Source organism: Bradyrhizobium elkanii WSM2783 (genome assembly GCF_000472865.1).
Classification (GTDB): domain Bacteria; phylum Pseudomonadota; class Alphaproteobacteria; order Rhizobiales; family Xanthobacteraceae; genus Bradyrhizobium; species Bradyrhizobium elkanii_A.
The window spans coordinates 57,421-76,893 of sequence record NZ_AXAP01000002.1; the positions used below are offsets into that span (position 1 = coordinate 57,421).

At 61.2% G+C, this 19,473-nt stretch carries 15 protein-coding genes, 1 tRNA gene and 1 pseudogene; 13 read left to right on the forward strand and 4 right to left on the reverse strand.

The window, feature by feature from the left end:
• Positions 1-323: 323 nt before the first annotated feature.
• The 8 genes from YY7_RS0102315 to YY7_RS0102360 all read left to right on the forward strand — a co-directional run bounded on the left by YY7_RS0102315 (position 324) and on the right by YY7_RS0102360 (position 9,092).
• Positions 324-2,261, forward strand: coding sequence for an adenylate/guanylate cyclase domain-containing protein (locus YY7_RS0102315; RefSeq protein ID WP_028161823.1), 1,938 nt, complete (start codon positions 324-326; stop codon positions 2,259-2,261).
• 305 nt (positions 2,262-2,566) lie between these two features.
• A complete protein-coding gene (locus tag YY7_RS0102320; protein ID WP_245287167.1) occupies positions 2,567-3,043 on the forward strand; it encodes a hypothetical protein in 477 nt (158 codons plus the stop codon).
• Positions 3,044-3,069: 26 nt separating this feature from the next.
• Positions 3,070-3,843 carry a lytic transglycosylase domain-containing protein gene (locus YY7_RS0102325; RefSeq protein WP_245287168.1) on the forward strand — a complete coding sequence of 258 codons (774 nt, stop codon included), beginning with the start codon at positions 3,070-3,072 and terminating at the stop codon, positions 3,841-3,843.
• A gap of 1,308 nt (positions 3,844-5,151) precedes the next feature.
• Complete coding sequence (locus YY7_RS0102335) at positions 5,152-6,153, forward strand: TRAP transporter substrate-binding protein (RefSeq protein WP_028161827.1); 1,002 nt, start codon at positions 5,152-5,154, stop codon at positions 6,151-6,153.
• 146 nt (positions 6,154-6,299) lie between these two features.
• Complete coding sequence (locus tag YY7_RS50380; protein ID WP_035689066.1) at positions 6,300-6,875, forward strand: TRAP transporter small permease; 576 nt, start codon at positions 6,300-6,302, stop codon at positions 6,873-6,875.
• On the forward strand, positions 6,872-8,197 hold the full coding sequence (locus tag YY7_RS0102350) for a TRAP transporter large permease (RefSeq protein WP_028161828.1): 1,326 nt from the start codon (positions 6,872-6,874) through the stop codon (positions 8,195-8,197). Before YY7_RS50380 ends, YY7_RS0102350 begins: the two co-directional genes overlap by 4 nt.
• Positions 8,198-8,310: 113 nt before the next feature.
• Entirely contained in the window at positions 8,311-8,847 is a 537-nt protein-coding gene (locus YY7_RS0102355) for a Spy/CpxP family protein refolding chaperone (RefSeq protein WP_035688979.1), read from the forward strand.
• 169 nt (positions 8,848-9,016) lie between these two features.
• A tRNA-Lys gene (locus YY7_RS0102360) sits at positions 9,017-9,092 on the forward strand.
• Positions 9,093-9,399: 307 nt separating this feature from the next.
• Here YY7_RS0102360 and YY7_RS57715 read toward each other — a convergent pair.
• Positions 9,400-10,151 (reverse strand): IS5 family transposase gene (locus YY7_RS57715; protein WP_155255002.1). Its coding sequence is split into 2 segments (ribosomal slippage): positions 9,400-9,821 and positions 9,821-10,151, totalling 753 coding nucleotides; the frame shifts between segments, so codons are not numbered across the junction.
• A 565-nt stretch (positions 10,152-10,716) separates the two neighbouring features.
• A complete protein-coding gene (locus tag YY7_RS0102390) occupies positions 10,717-11,340 on the reverse strand; it encodes a hypothetical protein (protein WP_028161833.1) in 624 nt (207 codons plus the stop codon).
• A gap of 524 nt (positions 11,341-11,864) precedes the next feature.
• Between YY7_RS0102390 and YY7_RS0102400 the strand changes: the two genes are divergently transcribed.
• Together YY7_RS0102400 and YY7_RS56345 are read left to right on the forward strand one after the other, a co-directional pair.
• Positions 11,865-14,414 (forward strand): 2Fe-2S iron-sulfur cluster-binding protein, encoded by a 2,550-nt coding sequence (locus YY7_RS0102400; protein WP_349642648.1) that lies wholly within the window; start codon positions 11,865-11,867, stop codon positions 14,412-14,414.
• Positions 14,415-14,660: 246 nt separating this feature from the next.
• Positions 14,661-15,485: a helix-turn-helix domain-containing protein gene (locus YY7_RS56345; protein ID WP_196237208.1), complete on the forward strand. Its 825-nt coding sequence runs from the start codon at positions 14,661-14,663 to the stop codon at positions 15,483-15,485.
• A 227-nt stretch (positions 15,486-15,712) separates the two neighbouring features.
• Here YY7_RS56345 and YY7_RS64320 read toward each other — a convergent pair whose 3' ends face one another.
• Entirely contained in the window at positions 15,713-15,841 is a 129-nt protein-coding gene (locus YY7_RS64320; protein ID WP_283806981.1) for a hypothetical protein, read from the reverse strand.
• The gene (locus YY7_RS50390; RefSeq protein ID WP_210164677.1) at positions 15,838-16,092 is read right to left on the reverse strand and encodes a nuclear transport factor 2 family protein; all 255 of its coding nucleotides are present in this window, start codon (positions 16,090-16,092) and stop codon (positions 15,838-15,840) included. The genes YY7_RS64320 and YY7_RS50390 overlap by 4 nt, the downstream gene beginning before the upstream one ends.
• Before the next feature lie 283 nt (positions 16,093-16,375).
• On the opposite strand from YY7_RS50390, the gene YY7_RS0102415 reads away from it, so the two are divergent.
• From YY7_RS0102415 to YY7_RS62920, 3 genes and pseudogenes are all read left to right on the forward strand, one after another.
• Positions 16,376-17,926 carry a 3,4-dehydroadipyl-CoA semialdehyde dehydrogenase gene (locus YY7_RS0102415; protein WP_028161836.1) on the forward strand — a complete coding sequence of 517 codons (1,551 nt, stop codon included), beginning with the start codon at positions 16,376-16,378 and terminating at the stop codon, positions 17,924-17,926.
• Positions 17,927-18,080: 154 nt separating this feature from the next.
• Positions 18,081-18,866 carry an SDR family NAD(P)-dependent oxidoreductase gene (locus tag YY7_RS50395; RefSeq protein WP_035688982.1) on the forward strand — a complete coding sequence of 262 codons (786 nt, stop codon included), beginning with the start codon at positions 18,081-18,083 and terminating at the stop codon, positions 18,864-18,866.
• Positions 18,814-19,316: pseudogene (locus YY7_RS62920) on the forward strand (M24 family metallopeptidase). Before YY7_RS50395 ends, YY7_RS62920 begins: the two are co-directional and overlap by 53 nt.
• Positions 19,317-19,473: the final 157 nt, after the last annotated feature.

Here is a 19,473-nt window from a genome sequence, read left to right on the forward strand (position 1 = left end):
GTCTTCGCTCGAAGAGCGAATGCGCAAGGCGTAATCCGCCATCCCTTCCGCCACGCCCACCGCCATCATTCCGGGGCGCGCGTCAGCGCGAGCTATGATGTGCAATTGCACATCAGAGAATCCATCGGGCCTCAAGCGCGGGTGGAGGAATGGATTCCGGGCTCGATGCGGAGCCTGTCATCGGGCCGCGCTTCGCGCGGACCCGGTGGCATCGCCCCGGAATGACAGAATTCAGAACCGAAAATGCGCGGCGCATAAGCCGATATCCCGCGGCCGGGAACTTGTGGTAATCTCCACCAGGTACCTCCTGAGGAGGACTAGGCGTGGAGCGGGAGCGAGTCCGACGAAGACTCGCGGCGATCCTGGCTACAGACGTCGCGGGTTATAGCCGTCTGGTCGGCGCCGACGAGGAGGGCACCCTTGCCCACTTCAAGCTCCTCCACCGTGAGCTTGTGGCCCCCAAGCTTGCTAAGCATCGTGGCCGGGTCGTGAAGACCACCGGGGACGGCCTGCTGGCCGAGTTCGCAAGCGTAATCGACGCACTCCGCTGCGCTGTTGAGGTCCAACGGTGCATGGCTGAGCGAAATGCCGGGCTACCCCAAGACAAGCGCATCGAGTTCCGGATCGGTATTCATCAGGGAGATATCGTCATCGAGAGAGGCGACATCTTCGGTGATGGGGTCAACGTGGCTGCACGCTTGCAAACGCTCGCCGAGCCTGGAGGCATCTGTGTGTCCGCCCGCGTGCAGGAGGATGCGCGGGGCAAGTTTGACATTCCATTGGAGGACACCGGCGAGCAGCAGCTCAAGAATATCGCTCGGCCCGTGCGCGTCTATCGAATACGGCCGAGCGATCCAGCGACGAGCTCACCGTGTTCGTCGCCGCTCTCCGACATGCCGATGGTTTCGTCTCCGATTGCTGTCTTTCCGTTACGCCTGCGGCGGATGCTTGGTGCACGGCACGTTCGAACGGCTCTGCTGATAGCACTGGTCCTTCTCATGACCAGCGGCGGTGCGGCTTATTGGTATCTTCGGCGAGGCGAGCCGCAGCCGCAGGAGCATCGATTGTCCATTGTCGTGCTGCCATTCACCAATTTAAGCAACGAGCCCGAGCAGGATTACTTTGCGGAAGCCCTCACTGACGATCTGAGCGCCGATCTCTCACGGATCCAGGACAGTTTCGTGATCGCACCCAACACAGCCCGCGCCTACAAGAACGTCGACCCAAAGCGCGCTGGCCGCGAACTTGGCGTTCGTTATGTTCTCGACGGCAGCCTGCGCAGGACCGAGACGATGGTTCGAATCCATGCCCGGCTGATCGATGCCCGGACCGGCGCCGAGGTCTGGTCGGAGCGCGTCGACGGCGACTGGTCAAAGTCGATGCAACTTCAGGACATCATTACCGGACGGCTGGCCCGGCGGTTTGATCTTGAACTGATTAACCAGGAAAGCCGCGACGCGGAGCTTGCGCGACCGAACAGGCCGGACGCAGTCGATCTCACGATGCGCGGGTGGGCTGCGCTGAATCAACCCTATTCGCGCGAGCAGTTGGCGCAGTCTCGCACCCTTTTTGAGCGCGCGCTTCAGATCGATTTCGGCTTCCCCAAGGCGCTGGTGGGCCTGGCAGATGCTCTGGCCATGGAGGTCAACTATCGCTGGAGCAACGCGCCGGCGGACCAACTGCAACGTGCCGAGAACGCTGTGGGCCAGGTCCTGTCAAAGTTTCCCAGTGACGCAATGGCACATTTTGTAAAGGGAGAAATCCTGCGGGCCAGAGGTCGGAACGTCGAGTCCGCCGTCGGTGAGTACGAAGAGGCAATCGCAATCAATCCCAGCCTCGCCCCGGCCCATGGTGCGCTCGGTGCCGCCAAGATCCGCGTCGGGCGTTCCGCGGAGGCCTTTGCTCCGCTTCAAATGGCAATTCAGCTCAGCCCCCGTGATCCGCTGCTGAGCACGTGGTACTTCTACATCTGTCATGCGCACAGCCATCTCGGGCAATATGAAGAGGCGATTGATTGGTGCCGCCGCTCCATCGCGGTGAGCGCCCTCTGGATTGCCTATGCAGACCTCGCTGCCGCCAGTGCGCTGACTGGACACGAGCGCGAAGCTCGAGCTGCCGTCACCGAGCTCCGTCGGCTCAGGCCGAATTACACTGTTGCCCTTTGGTTGCAGGATGGGAACGGGTGGTCCGACAATGTCACCTTCCTTGCCGAGTTTCAGCGCATTGCCGAGGGTTTGCGCAAAGCGGGCCTGCCGGAGTGAGCGGTATGGCTGCGATCCTTGCGTGACGACCCTCACCGCAAGTTAAGGGATCTTTATTCTTTGTGGCAGGCCATTGTTCCAACAGGCTACCTCCCAGACCCGCGTTAACCCTACTCCAGATCTTTTCCGATCTAGGTCCCGGCAGGGTTCACGTCCGCCGCCAAGCCGCCTCATTGGACCCTAGCAATTGCATTTGCATTCTCGGGACCCATTCCTACCCGGCGTGATCGAGGACTTTCGTTCGGAAAGCGCGAGATCAGATGAGGGCGGCTCTCATCCTTGTTGGCCTCGGTACGCTTGCGGTGATGGAGATCCAGACTCCGCCGCGGGCGACAAAGTCTGTCGCGACGGAGCTTGCTCAGGCAACCCTGAGCTTCGCCGCCCCTGGCGATACGCTGACCGCAGCGGACCGAGTCGAAATCCCGCACGCGCAACAGCAAGCATCGCTTCAGCAGATATTTTCGTCCGAACCAATCGCGCCGCCGGTCCAATCCGCCGCCGTTGCACGGGAAGCCGCGCCGATCGTTGAACAGCCTGAGCGCGCAGTCCCCGCCGCAAAGCCCGCTGTCGTGCTGCCCAAGCCTCGGCCCAAGGATCTGTCCAAGCATCTGCCTAAGGATCCGCCTAAGCATCTGCCTAAGGATCTGCCCAAACACGAGATTGCCAAGTCGACCGCAAAGACCACGCGTTCGAAACCAACTGTCGAGGCCAAGTCCTGTCAGCCCGGCGCCTTCGACGGCCTGTTCAAAGCATTGAGCCTGCCACTGGGATGTCAAACCTAGCGCAACAATCCTTTGCCTTCGAAGGGGTGGCTGATACCGGGCCGCGGCACCCCATGCCCAGATCCATGCCCGAGTCGATGCCCAAGTCCATGCCCACGTCGAAGCCGGTAGGCCGTGCTGATGAAATCAGGCCGCCTGATCCGGATGAACGTCGGACCATCGTGCCGGCGCGGCAGTGGTGGTCAGTGGAAGCCATTGCCATCCTGCTGGCGGTCGCGATCGCATTCGCCGTCACGGCAAGCCTGTTGTTGTTTCGCGACGTTCCGTTGAAGGACGAACCGATCGACCAGGCCGCGATCAGGGCGCTGGTCGAGCGCATCATCACGGCTGAATCAAACGGCGACGCGAATGCGAAGAACAAACGCTCGAGCGCGACCGGAGCCGCTCAGTTTCTCGACGACACATGGCTTGAAGCCGTTCGAAGACACCGACGCGATCTGGTCCAGGGACGCAGTGACAAGGAAGTGCTGGAGCTGCGTCGGGATACCGGGCTTGCCCGGGAAATCACCGCACGCACGATCGAGCGAAATGTCGCAATGCTGAGCAAGCGGGGCCTGCCGATCACGCCGGGTTCTCTCTACCTCGTGCATTTCGCTGGACCGGCAGGTGCGGTGGCGTTGCTGACCGCAGCAGAAAACGCCGACGCGGCTTCGCTTATGGCCGCGGCCGACGTGACAGGCCGCACCACCCGCGAGAAGCTGGTCACCGCCAATCCGTTCCTGAAGATGTTGACGGTGGGCGATCTCAAGCTTTGGGCCGATCGCAAGATGGCAGTGAGTGGTTCACCCGGGCGCTCGTGAGACTTGAATAAAACGGCGCTCGGCCTCCAAACACCTACCGCTGTCATTCCGGGGCACGACGAAGTCGCGAACCCGGAATCCATTTGCCCACTTACGCAAGCGGCAAAATGGATTCTCTGATGTGCAATTGCACATCATAGCTCGATGCTATCGCATCGCCCCGGAATGACTGAGGGACGCATTGCGCAATCCTCTCCTCCGTCATGGCCGGGCTTGACCCGGCCATCCACGTTCTCTCCCGCGCACGGAGGCAAAGGACGTGGATGCCCGGGACATCTGCGCGAAGACGCGCTTTGCGCTTTTGCCCGGGCATGACGGCGTCGTATCGTTCGCGCGATTTTCCTTAAGCCAATCAACGTGATTTGCCTCGTCCAGCCCTCCCGCGAAAAACATTCCGCTTTCGCCGTCGGGCAAATCAGTGATTTAACTCCGCGCGTCTCAGCGCGGATGAGGGGCGGCTCGCGATCGTCACGAACGTTGCGGTGAGATGCGGTGGACGCGATGCGTGCGACTGACGAGCGCAGGTAACGCGGACGGCGAAGTCGTGTGGTCCTGGCGCCCCGACGCTGGCGCTAAGTTTTTCGCGTGAACACGTTCGCGCGAGAGATGACGGTGGCAAAAAAGCCCGGTCACCGGGGAGAGCACGAAGGAAACCGTAACACCATCGCGCAGGGAAAGCCGGAATGCTTCGGTTGAACCTGTGGTCCTACCCCCGTGCTTTTTGTTGCACGGGACCCACGGGTGCAACCAGCACCCGGCTTTCCCTGCGCCCCTCTGTTCTTCGAGAGGGTGAAACGAGACGCAAAGCTCGGGCAATACATGCCGCGAGAATGCGAACTCGCATCCTCACGCTATTTGACATTTGAATCCGAACCTCTCCCCACGTCGTCCCGGCCTTGAGCCGGGACCCATAACCACAGGCCTTTGTGGTGTGCTCCGCTACAACCACTTGCTCCCGCCACAACAACTCCCTGTGGTTATGGGTCCCCGCCTTCGCGGGGACGACAGTATGATGGGTAGAGCGAAGCGAAACCCATCATTCGTGAGGCTTGCTTCATCGCGATGGGTTTCGCTGCGCTCTACCCATCCTACGGCCGTCTTTCGACGGACGACGGTGGGCAAGACGCGACAGCACGATGGCCAATGAGGGCATGCCGGACAGAACGTCGCATTTTTGCGGCGCAGCATGCGCCCATCATCGGGCCCCTGCTAACGGGCAATGGCAATTTGGCCGGCTTCTCTGTATTGGTGGCATACAAGAACTTGGGGCGGGTGATTGGCGCGCCCCGCAATAAGGCGGGAGGAAACATGCGTAAGTGGATGTTGGCTGCGGCATCGGTCGTGGCGATTGCTTTTGCCGGGCCGGCGGCGGCGGACGATCCGATCGTCATCAAGTTCAGTCACGTCGTTGCAACCAACACGCCGAAGGGGCAGGCGGCCGAGAAGTTCAAGGAACTCGCCGAGAAATACACCACTGGCAAGGTGAAGGTTGAGGTCTACCCGAACTCGCAGCTTTACAAAGACAAGGAAGAACTCGAGGCCCTGCAACTCGGCGCGGTCCAGATGCTGGCGCCGTCGAACTCCAAGTTCGGCCCGATCGGGGTCAAGGAGTTCGAGGTGTTCGATCTGCCCTACATCCTTCCCGACCTCGCCACGCTGCGCAAAGTCACCGACGGTCCGCTTGGCGCGAAACTTCTGAAATTGCTCGAGCCGAAGGGCATGATCGGTCTCGCTTACTGGGACAACGGCTTCAAGCAGATGAGCGCCAACAAGAAGCTGATCGAGCCGGCGGACTACAAGGGCCTGAAGTTCCGAATCCAGTCGTCCAAGGTGCTGGAGGCGCAGTTCCGAAGCCTCGGCGCGATCCCCCAGGTGATGGCGTTCTCCGAGGTCTACCAGGCACTGCAGACCGGCGTGGTCGACGGCCAGGAGAATACCTGGTCGAACATCTACACCCAGAAAATGCACGAGGTGCAGAAGTACATCACCACCACCAATCACGGCTATATCGGCTACATCGTGGTCGTGAACAAGAAGTTCTGGGAAGGCTTGCCGCCCGATATCCGCGCTAGTTGCGAGAAGGCGATGAAGGAGGCCACCGCCTACGGCAACGGCCAGTCGCAGAAGGAGAACGACGACGCGCTCGCCGAGATCAAGAAGACCGGCAAGAGCGAGATCATCGCGCTGACGCCGGAGCAGGATGCGGCGATGCGCAAGACGATGGAGCCGGTCTACAAGGACGTCGCCAAACGCGTCGGCCAGGGCCTGATCGACGAATTCGTCAAGGAGACCAAGGGGGCGACGAACTGAGACGTGTTGATTGGGGCGTACTCTTCCGTCATGGCCGGGCTTGACCCGGCCATCCACGTCTTTGTGGATGCCCGGGCGGCCTGCGCGAAGACGCCTTTCGCGCCTTGGCCCACCATGACGAATTCACTGTAGACGGGGGAATATTGATACTGCTTCGCATCCTCGACCGGCTGGAGGAGATATTGATCGCGACGCTGATGGCGGCCGCGACTCTCATCATCTTCGTGGCGGTGTGCCATCGCTATCTGATCGGCATTCCCTTGCTTTACCCGATCCTGTTCCCGATCAACCTGTCCTGGGCGCAGGAATTATGCATCTACATGTTCGTGTGGATGGCGAAGTTCGGCGCGGCCTATGGCGTGCGCACCGGCATCCATGTCGGCGTCGACGTCGTCGTCAACCAGCTCAGATCGCCGTGGCGCAACATCGTGGTGCTGTTCGGTCTGCTCTGCGGCGCCTTCTTCACCGCCGTGATCGGCACCATGGGCGCAAAGTTCGTCTACGGCCTGATGCAGACCGACCAGGTCTCGCCTGATCTCGAGATACCGAGTTGGTTCGTCTATCTCTGCATTCCGCTCGGTTCCTATTTGATGTGCTTCCGCTTCCTGCAGGTTGCCTGGGCTTACTTCCGCACCGGTGAACTTCCGCATCACGATCATGCCCGCGTCGAGGGCGTCGAGGTCGATGCGCCCGCGATCGGTGCCGGCGAGGTGACGCGATGACGAGCCTCTTCATCTTCGGCCTGCTGATTGTCCTGATGCTGACAGGCATGCCGATCTCGATCGCGCTCGGTCTGACCGTGCTCACCTTCATCTTCACCATGACCAACGTGCCGACGGAATCGGTGGCGCTGAAACTGTTCACCGGCATCGACAATTTCGAGATCATGGCGATCCCGTTCTTCATTCTGGCTGGCAATTTCCTGACCCATGGCGGCGTCGCTCGCCGCATGATCGCTTTTGCGACCGCGATGGTCGGACATTGGTATGGCGGGCTGGGGCTCGCCGGCGTCATGGCCTGCGCGCTGTTTGCGGCGGTGTCGGGCTCGTCACCGGCGACCGTGATCGCGATCGGCTCGATCATGATGCCGGCGATGGTGAGCCATGGATTTCCGAAGCGCTTCGGCGCGGGCGTGATCACGACTTCCGGCGCGCTCGGCATCCTGATTCCGCCGTCGATCGTGATGGTGATCTATTGCGTGGCGACCGGCGGCAGCATCGCGCTCGATCCGGCCGGCCATCGCGTCTCCTCTGCGTCCGTCGGGCAGATGTTCATCGCCGGTGTGATCCCCGGCTTGATGCTCGCCGCGCTATTGGGGATGACGACATTCTATCGCGCCTGGCGCAACGACTATCCGCGGCTGCCGCGCGCAAGCTGGGCGGAGCGGTTCACCGCGTTCCGTCGCTGCGTCTGGGGATTGCTGCTGATCGTGATCGTGCTCGGCGGCATCTACGCCGGCATGTTCACGCCGACGGAGGCCGCCGCCGTCAGCGCGGTGTACGCCTTCGTCATCGCGGTCTTCGTCTATCGCGATATGTCGCTGAAGGACGTGCCCAGGGTGCTGCTCGGCTCGGCTAACATGAGCGCGATGATCCTCTACATCATCACCAATGCCGTTCTGTTCTCCTTCCTGATGGCGAACGAGAACATCCCGCAGCAGATCGCGGCGTGGATCACCGGGGCAGGCGTCGACTGGATCATGTTCCTGCTGGTGGTCAACCTGCTGCTGCTGCTCGCCGGCAATGTAATGGAGGCGTCCTCGATCGTGCTGATCATGGCGCCGATCCTGTTTCCGGTGGCGGTCAAGCTCGGCATCCATCCGGTGCATTTGGGCATCCTGATGGTAGTCAACATGGAGGTCGGCATGTGCCATCCGCCTGTCGGCCTCAACCTCTATGTCGCGTCCGGCATCGCCAAGATGGGCATCACGGAACTGACGATCGCGGTGTGGCCATGGCTTTTGACCATGCTGATCTTCCTCGGCATCGTCACCTACGTCCCCGAGATCTCGCTGTGGCTGCCGCGTGCGCTCGGCATGTTGTGAACGCTTAACGATGGCGGATTACATCTTGGTAAGGGAACGCTCCCTGTCCAAACTGTAAGTTGCGGGGCGGGCAGGGCGGTCTCATCTTCAGGCAACCTTCAAAGGAGGTTCGCATGAAGAAAGTTCTGCTCGCCGGCGCCGCGGCGCTCGCCATCGCCGGCTCCACCGTCGCCTACGCCCAGCATCGTCCGTGGATGCATGGCCAAATGCGGATGAACCCGGAGGACCGCGCGGCCTTCCTCGATGCACGGATCGCCGCGGTTCATGCCGGGCTGAAGCTCACCGCCGACCAGGAGAAGCTGTGGCCGCCGGTCGAGGCCGCGGTGCGCGATTTCGCCAAGCTTCGGGTCGACCGGGCCAATGCGCGGATGGAGGCGGAGAAGAACGCGGATGCGCAGCAGAAGCCGGATCTGGTTGCCCGGCTCCGCGAGCGCGCCGACAACATGGCAGCCAGCGCCGCCGCGCTGAAGAAGATCGCCGACGCCGCCGATCCGCTCTACAAGACGCTGGACGACAATCAGAAGCGCCGGCTCACCCTCCTGACCCACATGGACCGCCGCTTTGGGGGTGAAGGCTGGCGCCGCCACCGCTTCGACCGCGGCTTTGACCGCGACGATCGGGGTGACCGCGACGGCTCCGGCCGGCTCTGACCCCGCCGGTTGGTGACCTAACCATCGGAAAAACCGCCGGAATCCGGCGGTTTTTCATGTTCCCGGGCGCCTTGCCAAAGCACGGGAAAACCTCATCCAGCTTGCTGGACATCGCGGGGGCGCTTTGCTAAACGACGGCCCTCGCAACGAGGTCTTCCGGACCCGTTCCGGGCGCATAGCTCAGTTGGTAGAGCAGCTGACTCTTAATCAGCGGGTCCCAGGTTCGAGCCCTGGTGCGCCCACCACCATTAAGAGATTGGCCCGCAAGGGCTTTTTTAAATTCCCCGACAGAACAAACCGGGTCTCGTGCGACGCTTTTTGTGGTCGTACGTCGCACGCCGTGCGACGAGTCGGATAATTAGGGCCGAAGCCCATCCACCGCTGAAACGCGCAGCCAAATGAGAACTACCGGTCTGCGTTCAGCTCTTCATGCCTTCCTTCCGCGCCTGCAATTCAAGCCTGTCGATACCGGAATCGGCGCGAGCCGCATTGCGGGCGCGGGTGTCGCGGGCGGTCTGCGCATCCAGCCATTCCGCTAGGGCCTGTTTACAATTAGCGGCTTGCGAGGAAGGTGGCGACGAGATTGAGAAGGCCGGCAAAGCTGGCATCGGTCTTTTCGTAGCGAGTTGCGATGCGCCGGAATGCCTTGAGGGAACAGAAGAAGTTCTCGACCAAATGGCGCCATTTGTACATTTCGGCATCATAGGGGATGCGCCCGGCGCGGTCGGCTTTGGACGGGATGACCGCTGCGGCGCCGCGTTCATTGAGGCTGGCGCGCAGCCAGTTGTTGTCGAAAGCCTTGTCGCCGAACAGGGCCGCAAAATCGAGACCAGTGATCAAAGGTTCGACGCCGATGCTATCGTGACGCTGGCCTGGCAACAGCACGAAGCGAATGAGATTGCCGAGGGCGTCGACCAAGGCCACGATTTTGGTGGTCAGGCCGCCACGCGAGCGGCCTATGGCCTGATTTTGAGTCCCCCTTTTGCGCCGGTGCCATGCTGGTGGACCCGGACGAGCGTGCCATCGATGAGGACATATTCGAAATCAGGATCCTCGCAGAGCGCTTTGAAAACCCGTTCCCAGACTCCCTTCTGCGCCCAGCGCCAGAAGTGCGTATAGACGGTGAACCACTTGCCGAACGCTTCCGGCAGATCGCGCCACGGCGAGCCCGTGCGCGCAATCCAAAGAACCGCTTCGATAAAGAGCCGGTTGTCGCGCCCGCTGCTGCCAGGGTCTCCGGCTTTGCCCGACAGTTCCGGCGCGATCCGCTCCCACTGAGCGTCGCTCAACTTCAATCGAATCAAGGCTGATCTCCGTTTTCAACCTTGAATCAATTTTCTACCGGTTTGAGAATCCCTGACTGTAAACAGGCCCTAATGCGCGCTTGCGCTGATCGACCGCTCGAGCGCGCTGCGCCTTATTCTCCTCACGAGAGGAAAGGGGGCAAACAGCTTGTCGACGTTCCTAATCAGTTCGGCGTTCAGTCGCTCTGCGCGGACAATTGCCTGGCGCGCGTTGTCGCACGCAAGAAAGCCGAAGATTGCGACGGCTCGGGCGGTCGACACCCAATGGCGATAGGTACTCTCGTCGTAAGGCTCACCATTGTCCTCGTTGACCACCAGTTCGGGTGGGACCTTATCCAGTTGAAGCCGAAGCTTGAGTTCCTTTATGCGTGCACGCGAGGCATTTAGTCGTGCGCTGAGTTGTGGCGCCTCTTTGATGTCTGGTGCAGTGACGCCTGCTCATGCAGACGAGCCGGGCTGACCTCCGCACGGTCTTCATCGCAGGACCTCAAGCGGATCGACTTTACCCTCTCAAGGCTGAAACAGGGGTTCGATTCCCCTAGGGAGCGCCAGCAAACTCAGGCACTTAGCTAGCCGTCAGCCGCGTTCGTTGAATAATGGTTGAATAAGACGCTGGTGAACGGGGGCGAACGCTTGCGGAATTTGCTGCCGCCATTAGCAGACTAGCCTCGGCGCGATGCCTCACTGTGGCTGGCGCATCCGCGAAAAATTTCCGCGTCGCCCTTGGTGTCCGGAAATATTCAATCGCCGCTGACGTGCGCTGTCGTGCGCAAGCGCCCTCGGATGTTCGCATTGACGTTGCTGGCCGCACAATCAACTCTTGCCCGGTCGAGCTTTGTGCGAAACGAGGCCACGTGAGATACAATCGACGAGAGAAAACTGGCGGGCAACAGTCACAAGTCAGTCTGTCCGCTCCGGAGCGGTTGGGGTCGGGCTTGTCCTTGCGCCAGACGATGGTGCTCGGCTCGCCGGCGTCGCCGAATTCGGTCTTGAACCGCTCTAGGAAGTTACCCAGGCGGGGCTGCTTCTTCTTGATGGCCTCGAAGCGGAAGTCATCGGTGGGCACCAGCGCAAATCCCTCGACTTTGATCGGGAATTTGACCTGGTCGTTCGGCAGGCTGAACATCGGCCACCAGAGCGGCGGCTCCTTCGCTTTAGGTGCTCGGACATTGAATGCCAAGATCGTCAAAATATCTCGCGGTTAAGCGCGTGACATTTCGCAAGATAATGATCCTCGTGAAGGCAGGCGAGATGGCCGTCCATACATTTCTCTGCGTCTATCACGTTCACGAAGCCTTCTCCGGATACGTTCAAGCTCCCATTAGCGCGCAGCACCATCCAGAGTCTTTCAAGGACTTGCGAATCTCTCTTGGCTCGCGGCCGCGGTGACCAGCAGCAGCTTGGAGGTCGCGTAGGTCGTGAAATAGGTGGCGTTGAGCCGGACGCAGAACTGTCAGCTTGATCATCTCGGGTTTACACTCGACTGGAATTGTCGCGCGCCCCTGTAGCATGCACCGGCGTCGCTCGCAGCGTCGCCGTTTTACAGATTCTTGCTTTTTGTTCGATCTGCGCACCTTCAGGTCGTCCAATTGAAGGGCGAACATGCTACGGGGTTCTCAGGCGCAACGAGGCTCGAGATGACCATTGAAATCAGATGAACATTTCGACGTTGTCGTAATCGGCTCCGGCATCGGGGGGATGTCGGCCGCCCGTATGTTCGCCGAGTTCGGCCAGAAAAGAGTCCTCGTCCTCGAGCAGCACTACACGCTCGGCGGCATGACGCATGAGTTCACCAGAGAGGGCCGGTATCATTTCGGAACCGGCGTACACTATCTGACCGCTGACCCCGGCCCGGTGTTGAACTATCTGACGGACGGGCGCGCGCAATATCATCCCCTGCCCGACGACTACGACATTCTTCATTTCCCGGGCTTCGATTTCGCAATCCCCGCGTCGGAGGCCAAGTTTCGTGAGCGCCTCAAAGCCCAATTTCCGGACGAAGCCGGCGCCGTTGACCGCTTCTTCGCCAGAGTACGCAAGGCCTCGCGCGGGCTTACGGCGCGCAACATCGTGTCGTCATTTTCCCCGATTATCCGGGCGCTTTCGCTTCCCGTCATAGAGCGGCTCTATCCGGACACTTATCGCTCGATCAGGGATGTCGTCGCGAACCATTTCCGCGATCCGGCACTCAGGGCCATCGTGACCGCGCGTTGGGGATTGTTTGGACCGCCGCCGGCGACAAGCGCTTTCGGTTGCCACGCGCTCGTTGCCATTCAGTCCTACAAGGATGGCGCCACACATCCCGTCGGCGGCCCGAAAGAGCTCAGCCGGGCGATCATTGAAGCCCTTGAGCGCCGCGGCGTTGTCTTGCGCGCGCGCCAGCGCGTCCACAGGATCATCGTCGAAAACGGCCGCGCCGTCGGTGTCGAGGTCGAAGACCGCGCAACCAGTAGACAATACGCGGTGACCGCTCCTTGCATTGTTTCGGCGGCCGGCGCACGAAACACGCGCGCACTTCTCGACGCCGTATCCGCCAAACCCTGGGAAAGGGAGCTGGAGAAGCTACCCAAGGAGATTGCAACGGTCCTCCTGTTTATTGGCCTCGACCGATCGCCCGCCGCGCTCGGTCTGCGCGGCGAAAACCATTGGTTCATGCCTGACCTCGACGATGATGTGGGAGCCGTCCGGCCACTCGGTGACGGCATTCTATATACGTCGTTCTGTTCGCTCAATAATCCAGCTGCCCGCGCGCACACCGCCGAGGTGATGCAGTTCGTCGATGCAGACGTATTCCGTGAGTGGTTCGGGACAGAGGAAGGCGCCCGGCCGGAAAGTTACGCCAAGCTCAAGGCGGACGTGACCGAGCGGTTGCTCGATCGCCTGGATGCGCGATGGCCCGGTTTCAAAGCGTGCGTTGCATTCTCGGAACTTGCGACACCCCTTTCGTTCATGACCTATCAAAACAGCGTCCACGGCGCCTTTTATGGTCTTGCAACCAGCGCCGAGCGCTTGCGCTCGCCTATTGCCAGGTGCCGGACGGACATCAAGGGGCTCTATCTGTCCGGGCAAGATGCCTTTGGCCCCGGCATCGAGGCGGCACTGTGGGGTGGCGTCGTGTCGGCCAATGCAGCCTTGAGCCGGTCGCAGACGGCGAGGATGTGGGCGGCCATACGCCAGCGCAAAGCAGGACTCAATGCAGCCGCGCCCTGGCGGGGTTTTATGCGAGTTTCGAAACTCGAAGCCCTGACGCCATCGGTCAAGCGAATACGTTTTGATCCGTTGGGCGGCGGCGACTTACCCTTCGACTTCAAGGCCGGCCAGTACGTCAAGCTGGATTTGCCCGTCCCGGGTGAGACGATCGAGCGTGCCTATTCGATATCGAGCGGGCCTGACGAACGACGCTTCATCGAGATTTCGGTCAAGCGGGAAGAGCATGGGCTCGGCTCGACATTCCTACACGACGAGATGAAGGAAGGAGAGGCATTGCGGCTCAGCGCGCCGTTCGGTGAATTCACCATCGACATGGCGCGCGATATCGGCGCGGGACGCCTTCTGCTCATCGCTGGCGGTGTCGGCATGACGCCGATCATGAGCGTCCTCGCCGCCGCGGCGGAAGCGGCGTATTCCGGCCCGATCACGCTATTGGCTTCGTTTCGCTCCGAGGCCGAGATCTTGTTTCGGGACGAGATTGAGGCCTTCCGCAAGCGTTTGCCCGGTCTCGAAGTGTCGATCTTCGTCACAGCGCTGGACTCCGCTTCGCAAAGTCCGCGCGGCCAGATCGATCTCGACACGCTGCGGCCGTATGTCGGAAGCGTCGCCCGCGTGCATCTGTGTGGGCCGGCGCCAATGATGCACGTGATGATCGCTACACTAACGAGTCTTAACGTCCCGCGCGACGCTATCCATACCGAGGTCTTCGTTTCGAGCCAGAACAAGAAGACGCGGGGGGAAAACGCGCGGACGATCGCCCTCGCCGCAAGAGAGGCGGGTATCCACGAATTCAAGATTGGTGTGCGCGGGGGCGCTGTATTCACTTGCCCGCCCGGACAGACAATCCTCGCCGCCGCCAACGCCGCTCATGTTCCGTTCAAGCAGTCATGCGGCGAAGGCGCATGCGGCACATGCCGCGTACGTGTGCTCTCGGGCACGTTCATGACGGACGACCAGGCTTTGTTCTCCGCCGAGGAGATCACCGCCGGTTGGGTATTGGCCTGCCAGACGCTTCCAAAGAACGATCTGGAGATCGCTCGCCATGACGCTTAGCTGGCATTTTCCTCCCAATTACGGCTAATCTTCGCAATAGTGTTCAAAACAAAGACCAACTTTTGGATTCGCATTTTCTAGCAGTGCGCTAGCCTGCACGATGGAGATGGCCAGCACATGTCGAACCACGCATCGCCCGATCGTGACGACAATGATGCCGCGGCGATGCGGGGTCTCGCATTCTGCGACGCGGCGGCGACAGACGCCACGCCGAGCAACCATCGGGAGAACGTCGAAAGATTTCGGATGACGCCGATCCGAAGTATCGGCATCGGGGCAAAGTCTTCCTTGAAGGCATCATTTTGGAGAACCGATCTCGAAGACTCCCAAGTCAGCGGCGATCCTGACTACGGCAGCGTCATGGTGCATCTCGGCGGTGCCCGAGTCTGGCGCAACGCCGAGTCGAGCCCTGGCGAAAAAGGATCGGTGTCAATGCAGCCGTTCGAGAACACTCGTTGGCGGCTCGAAGGAGTGGTGAGCTTTGCGCACATTTTCGTGCCATTCACACTCCTCAAAGACGTCAGCGAGAGCCTTTTTGATCGCGGATTTGCGCCCGAGCATTTGTGGATCCCGATGGGGACCAGGGATAAACGCCTGTGCGGCGCGATCAGCGCGGTTCAAGCCGGCCTTTCTTCGATCGAGCCGACAAATCTCATCCTCGACAGCTGGGCGCTCATCCTTTCCGACATCTTGGTGCGGCGCTTCTCAAGCTATGCCAAGAGGCACGCGCGCTCATCAATAGGAAAGATTCCCGCCCGTGGCGTCGCGCATGTGATCGACTATATCGAGGCCAATATCGATCAGGATCTCAATCTGGCGTCGCTAGCGAGCGTGGCGGCCATGAGCGTCTATCATTTCGCCCGCCGCTTCAAAGAGACGGTCGGCATGAGTCCCCACGCTTATGTGCTTTCACGGCGTATTCGCCGCGCGCAGGAGATGCTCAATCGTGGCGGAAACAGCCTCGCGAACATAGCCGCAGCCTGCGGCTTCTCCAGCCAGGCGCATTTCACGACGGTCTTTCAGCGCGATCTTGGCGCGACGCCGGGCGAATACCGCCGCAGTCTGGCGTGAACACGAGCAGGATTCTGAAGCGCGATCAACTACCTCACCCAGCGCCCTATATTCCGAGCGCTAGATGGCTATGTGTCGGTAGCGGTACTCATGGTGCGCGCGCTCCAGTGCTCCGATCCTCTTACGTCCGAACCGCTGAATTCCTTCGAAGCGTCGGCTCCCGACGCCGATCCTTGGCCTCGCCGTCCTTTTCTTGTGCGCGCGCGTCGCCAGACCGGCCACTGCGCTCAACCCTTGCTGAAAGCGCGAGCGGCCTCGGCGGTGTCGAGAGCTTCGCGCAGGAGTTTGATCCTCCCGGGCTCGGCTATGAGCAGGCCCGCATAGGTCTGCCGGTAGGTCTTGCCGGTGTCGGTCACGAGCGCTTCCACCTGGTCTCGGCGAAGACTTTGTCGGGCGTATCGATCCAGATTTCGAGAGTCCCGAAGCCAAAGTCAGGGATCTTGGCAAGAACGCCAGCGATGAGACGCTCGATCGCCTCGGGTCCCTGGGCGTGCGCTTTCACCCATGGCAGTTCAAGTATGCCGTCTTCGGCATAGAGCGCCGCCGCTGCAGCCGGATTTCTAATGTTGTCCAGATAGGATTGGAGTAGTTCAAGAGCGTTCTTCATAGCATCGATCCCTGTGTTTCACGCGCCTCTCTATCGGTCGGCAACCCGCGCAGAGCTCCGAAAGCTCTTTGAGTATGCCGATCGCAGGCCGAAACTCATGCGGTCGATTGTTCCTGTTTTCTCACGAGAATTCAGCGCCCGAAGTGCAGCAGCGGGACTGAGATTCGCAAGTTCTTGAAATACCCGGAACGACCCATCCTGCTAGTCGTCGATCTAATTCCGACTGCGCGACGGACGCCCCCTCCGGCGGGCGTATTCCTTAATCAAAACGTGAGCGAAAAGCATGAGCGAACTGCTTCCGAACTATCTCCAAGGCCGCTGGCAGACCGGAAGCGGCAACGGGATCGCGCTCTTTGACCCGGTACTAGGCGATGAACTCGTGCGTGCCGATGCCGGCGGGCTGGATCTGGCGGCCGGATTCGCCTTCGCTCGCGAACGGGGTGGCGACGCACTACGCGCACTGAGCTATCGCGAACGCGGTGCATTGCTCGGTGCTATCGTCCAGGTACTTCAGGCCAACAAAGAAGCTTACTACGCCATTGCCACGGCCAATAGCGGCACAGTGATGAACGATTCAGGCATCGACATCGAAGGGGCGATCATCACCCTTGGCATGTATGCCGAACTTGGCAAGACCCTTGGCGACGCACATTTCCTGCGGGACGGCGAGCCCGCGCATCTCGGCATGAACCCCCTCTTCCAGTCGCAGCATGTCCAAGTGCCGGCCGAAGGGCTCGCGCTGTTCATCAATGCCTTCAATTTTCCGTCCTGGGGCCTCTGGGAAAAGGCCGGGCCGGCTTTGCTCTCCGGTGTGCCGGTCGTCGTGAAGCCGGCCACCGTCACCGCTTGGCTCACGCAGCGCATGGTCAAGGACGTAATCGATGCCGGTGTGTTGCCCGCAGGGGCCTTGTCGATCATCTGCGGCAGTTCGGCGGGGTTACAGGATGCGCTGCGACCCTTCGACGTGCTTTCGTTCACCGGCTCGGCCGACACTGCGGCGACGATCCGCTCGCACCCCGCGGTTGCCGCGCATTCGGTGCGCACGAATATTGAAGCCGACAGCGTGAACTCTGCTTTGCTGCTACCTGGGGAGACGTCGGACAGCGAGGCTTTCGGCCTTCTCGTGCGCGAGGTCGTGAACGAGATGACGGCGAAATCGGGCCAGAAGTGCACGGCGATCCGGCGCATCTTCGTGCCCGAATCGCTGTACAGCGCGGCGGCGGAAGGCATTGCCGCCAAGCTCGCAACGATCACGGTCGGCAACCCGCGCAACGACAGCGTTCGTATGGGCTCGCTTGTGGGCCGCGCGCAGTTGGTCAACGTCAACGAGGGACTGGCGAAGCTGTCCGCTGCGACCACCGTGCTGCACGACGGTCGCAAGGCCTCGCTCATCGATGTCGATCCTGCGGTCGCGGCCTGCATCGGCCCCGTGCTACTCGGTACGAGGGATGCCGACGGCACTACTACCGTGCATGACACCGAAGTCTTTGGCCCAGTGGCCACGTTGCTGCCTTACCGCACGCTTGAGCACGCACTGGCGCTGGCGCGCCGCGGCCAGGGTTCGCTCGCCGCCTCGCTGTATGGCAACAATACAGATATGCTGGCGACAGCCGCCCTTGGCTTGGCTGGCAGTCACGGCCGCTTGCATGTGGTATCCCCTGATGTTGCGCAGCTTCACACCGGCCACGGCAACGCCATGCCGCAATCGCTGCACGGCGGCCCAGGCCGCGCCGGTGGCGGTGAGGAACTCGGCGGCCCGCGCGCGTTAGCTTTCTACCACCGGCGCGCGGCCGTGCAGGCCAGCACCGCCGTGCTTGCGAAGCTTCCACGGTGAGCGTCTTGCCGCCCGCCAAGCTTACTGTCGTCGGCCTGGACCATCGGTTCCGCCCCACCTTGAGCATCTGGCCTTATGATCTCGCCCTTTTGGGACGCCGTAGCGCCTCTCCAATACACGAAGCGTCGCGAAGAAGGGATACGTCGTGCCAACTATGAAGATCTCGGGATCTGTATCCGTTGTCTCGGGCTCGTCGAGCGGGATAGGCGAAGCGACAGCGAGACTCCTTGCGTCAAAGGGCAGCCATGTGATCCTCCTAGCTCGCGACGCAAACCGGCTAGGTGAGGTCGCTGCCGACATCAAACGCCAAGGTGGCATAGCGAACGCCTATCCCGTGGACCTTGGCGACGCCAAGGCCCTTGCGGCAGCGGCCGCCCGCATCGTCGCAGAGCATGGTAGCCCCGACATCCTGATCAATAACGCCGGAGCCGGTCGCTGGCTGCCGCTGCTCGAGACGTCGGCAGATGAGGCCGCCGCCATGATGGCCTTGCCATATCTCGCGGCGTTCAACCTGACGAGGGAATTGCTGCCGTGGATGCTGAAGCGGCGCTCCGGTCAGATCGTGAACATTACATCAGTGGCGTCGCGGCTCTCCTGGCCCGGTGCAGTGGCCTACACGGCAGCACGGGCAGCAATGGAAGGATTCACAAACGCGTTACGAGCCGATATTCAAGGCTCGGGGATTTCCGTCATGCTGGCAACATTCGGAACCGTCGAGACAGCCTATTGGAAGAACAATCCCGGCAGCCGGGAGCACGTCCCCAGCAGTGCCGGCGCGATGAAGGCGCTCACACAGGAGCAGGTCGCCGACGCCATTGTTCGTGGCATCGAGCGTCGGCAAAGAGCGATCCTGCAACCGGGCTTCTTCAAGCTACTCTTTCTCCTCAATGCACTGTTTCCTGCGACGGTGTCGAACTACGTGGCCGGCCGCCGGAGCTGACTACGTTGCCGGCACTTATGGCGCTTGGTGCAGCGATCTGGCGCGGACATACTCCACGGGCGAGCCGACGGCCCAGCAACGGGAGGCCTACGCAGCGCTGTGGGAGATCGAGACAGCCACCATCAACATGGTGCGGCCAAGCATGCCGGCCGAAGAGCCCTTCTACTTCTGCAAGCAGAGCTTCGAGAAGGCAAGCTGAATTTCACCATGCCTCACATCGGGCACAGCCTGGGTGTCGAGCTGCACGAGACCCCGATGATCAGGCCCGGTGAAAAGCGGAAGCTCGAGGAAGGGATGGTGATCAATATCGAGCCGTTGATCACCGACTCCGCCGGTGAGACCTACCACCTCGAGGATCTGTTCGTGGTGACCGGCAGCGGTCCTCGTCTGCTGACCCAAGGCTTTGCCCCGAGGAGCATCCCGGTCATCGGAGAGCCCATCTCCGCATAGGGTGGAGAGGGCAAAACCCGGCCTCCCTTCTTCGCGCTGTTTGCCGACTCCGGAAGAGCCGCTATACAGACAACGCATGGATGCGACGGGAGGTGCCGTGGTGGCTCGGGCGAAGCAGGGATCCGACAGGAATGCAACTTCAGGCAAGCTCGCCGGT

Coding starts and splice junctions, on each gene's coding strand:
- YY7_RS0102320 (WP_245287167.1), top strand. CDS start 2,567: ATGGAGATCCAGACTCCGCCGCGGGCGACAAAGTCTGTCGCGACGGAG.
- YY7_RS0102335 (WP_028161827.1), top strand. CDS start 5,152: ATGCGTAAGTGGATGTTGGCTGCGGCATCGGTCGTGGCGATTGCTTTT.
- YY7_RS0102350 (WP_028161828.1), top strand. CDS start 6,872: ATGACGAGCCTCTTCATCTTCGGCCTGCTGATTGTCCTGATGCTGACA.
- YY7_RS0102355 (WP_035688979.1), top strand. CDS start 8,311: ATGAAGAAAGTTCTGCTCGCCGGCGCCGCGGCGCTCGCCATCGCCGGC.
- YY7_RS0102400 (WP_349642648.1), top strand. CDS start 11,865: ATGTTCGCCGAGTTCGGCCAGAAAAGAGTCCTCGTCCTCGAGCAGCAC.
- YY7_RS56345 (WP_196237208.1), top strand. CDS start 14,661: ATGACGCCGATCCGAAGTATCGGCATCGGGGCAAAGTCTTCCTTGAAG.
- YY7_RS50390 (WP_210164677.1), bottom strand. CDS start 16,092: ATGAAGAACGCTCTTGAACTACTCCAATCCTATCTGGACAACATTAGA.
- YY7_RS0102415 (WP_028161836.1), top strand. CDS start 16,376: ATGAGCGAACTGCTTCCGAACTATCTCCAAGGCCGCTGGCAGACCGGA.
- YY7_RS50395 (WP_035688982.1), top strand. CDS start 18,081: ATGAAGATCTCGGGATCTGTATCCGTTGTCTCGGGCTCGTCGAGCGGG.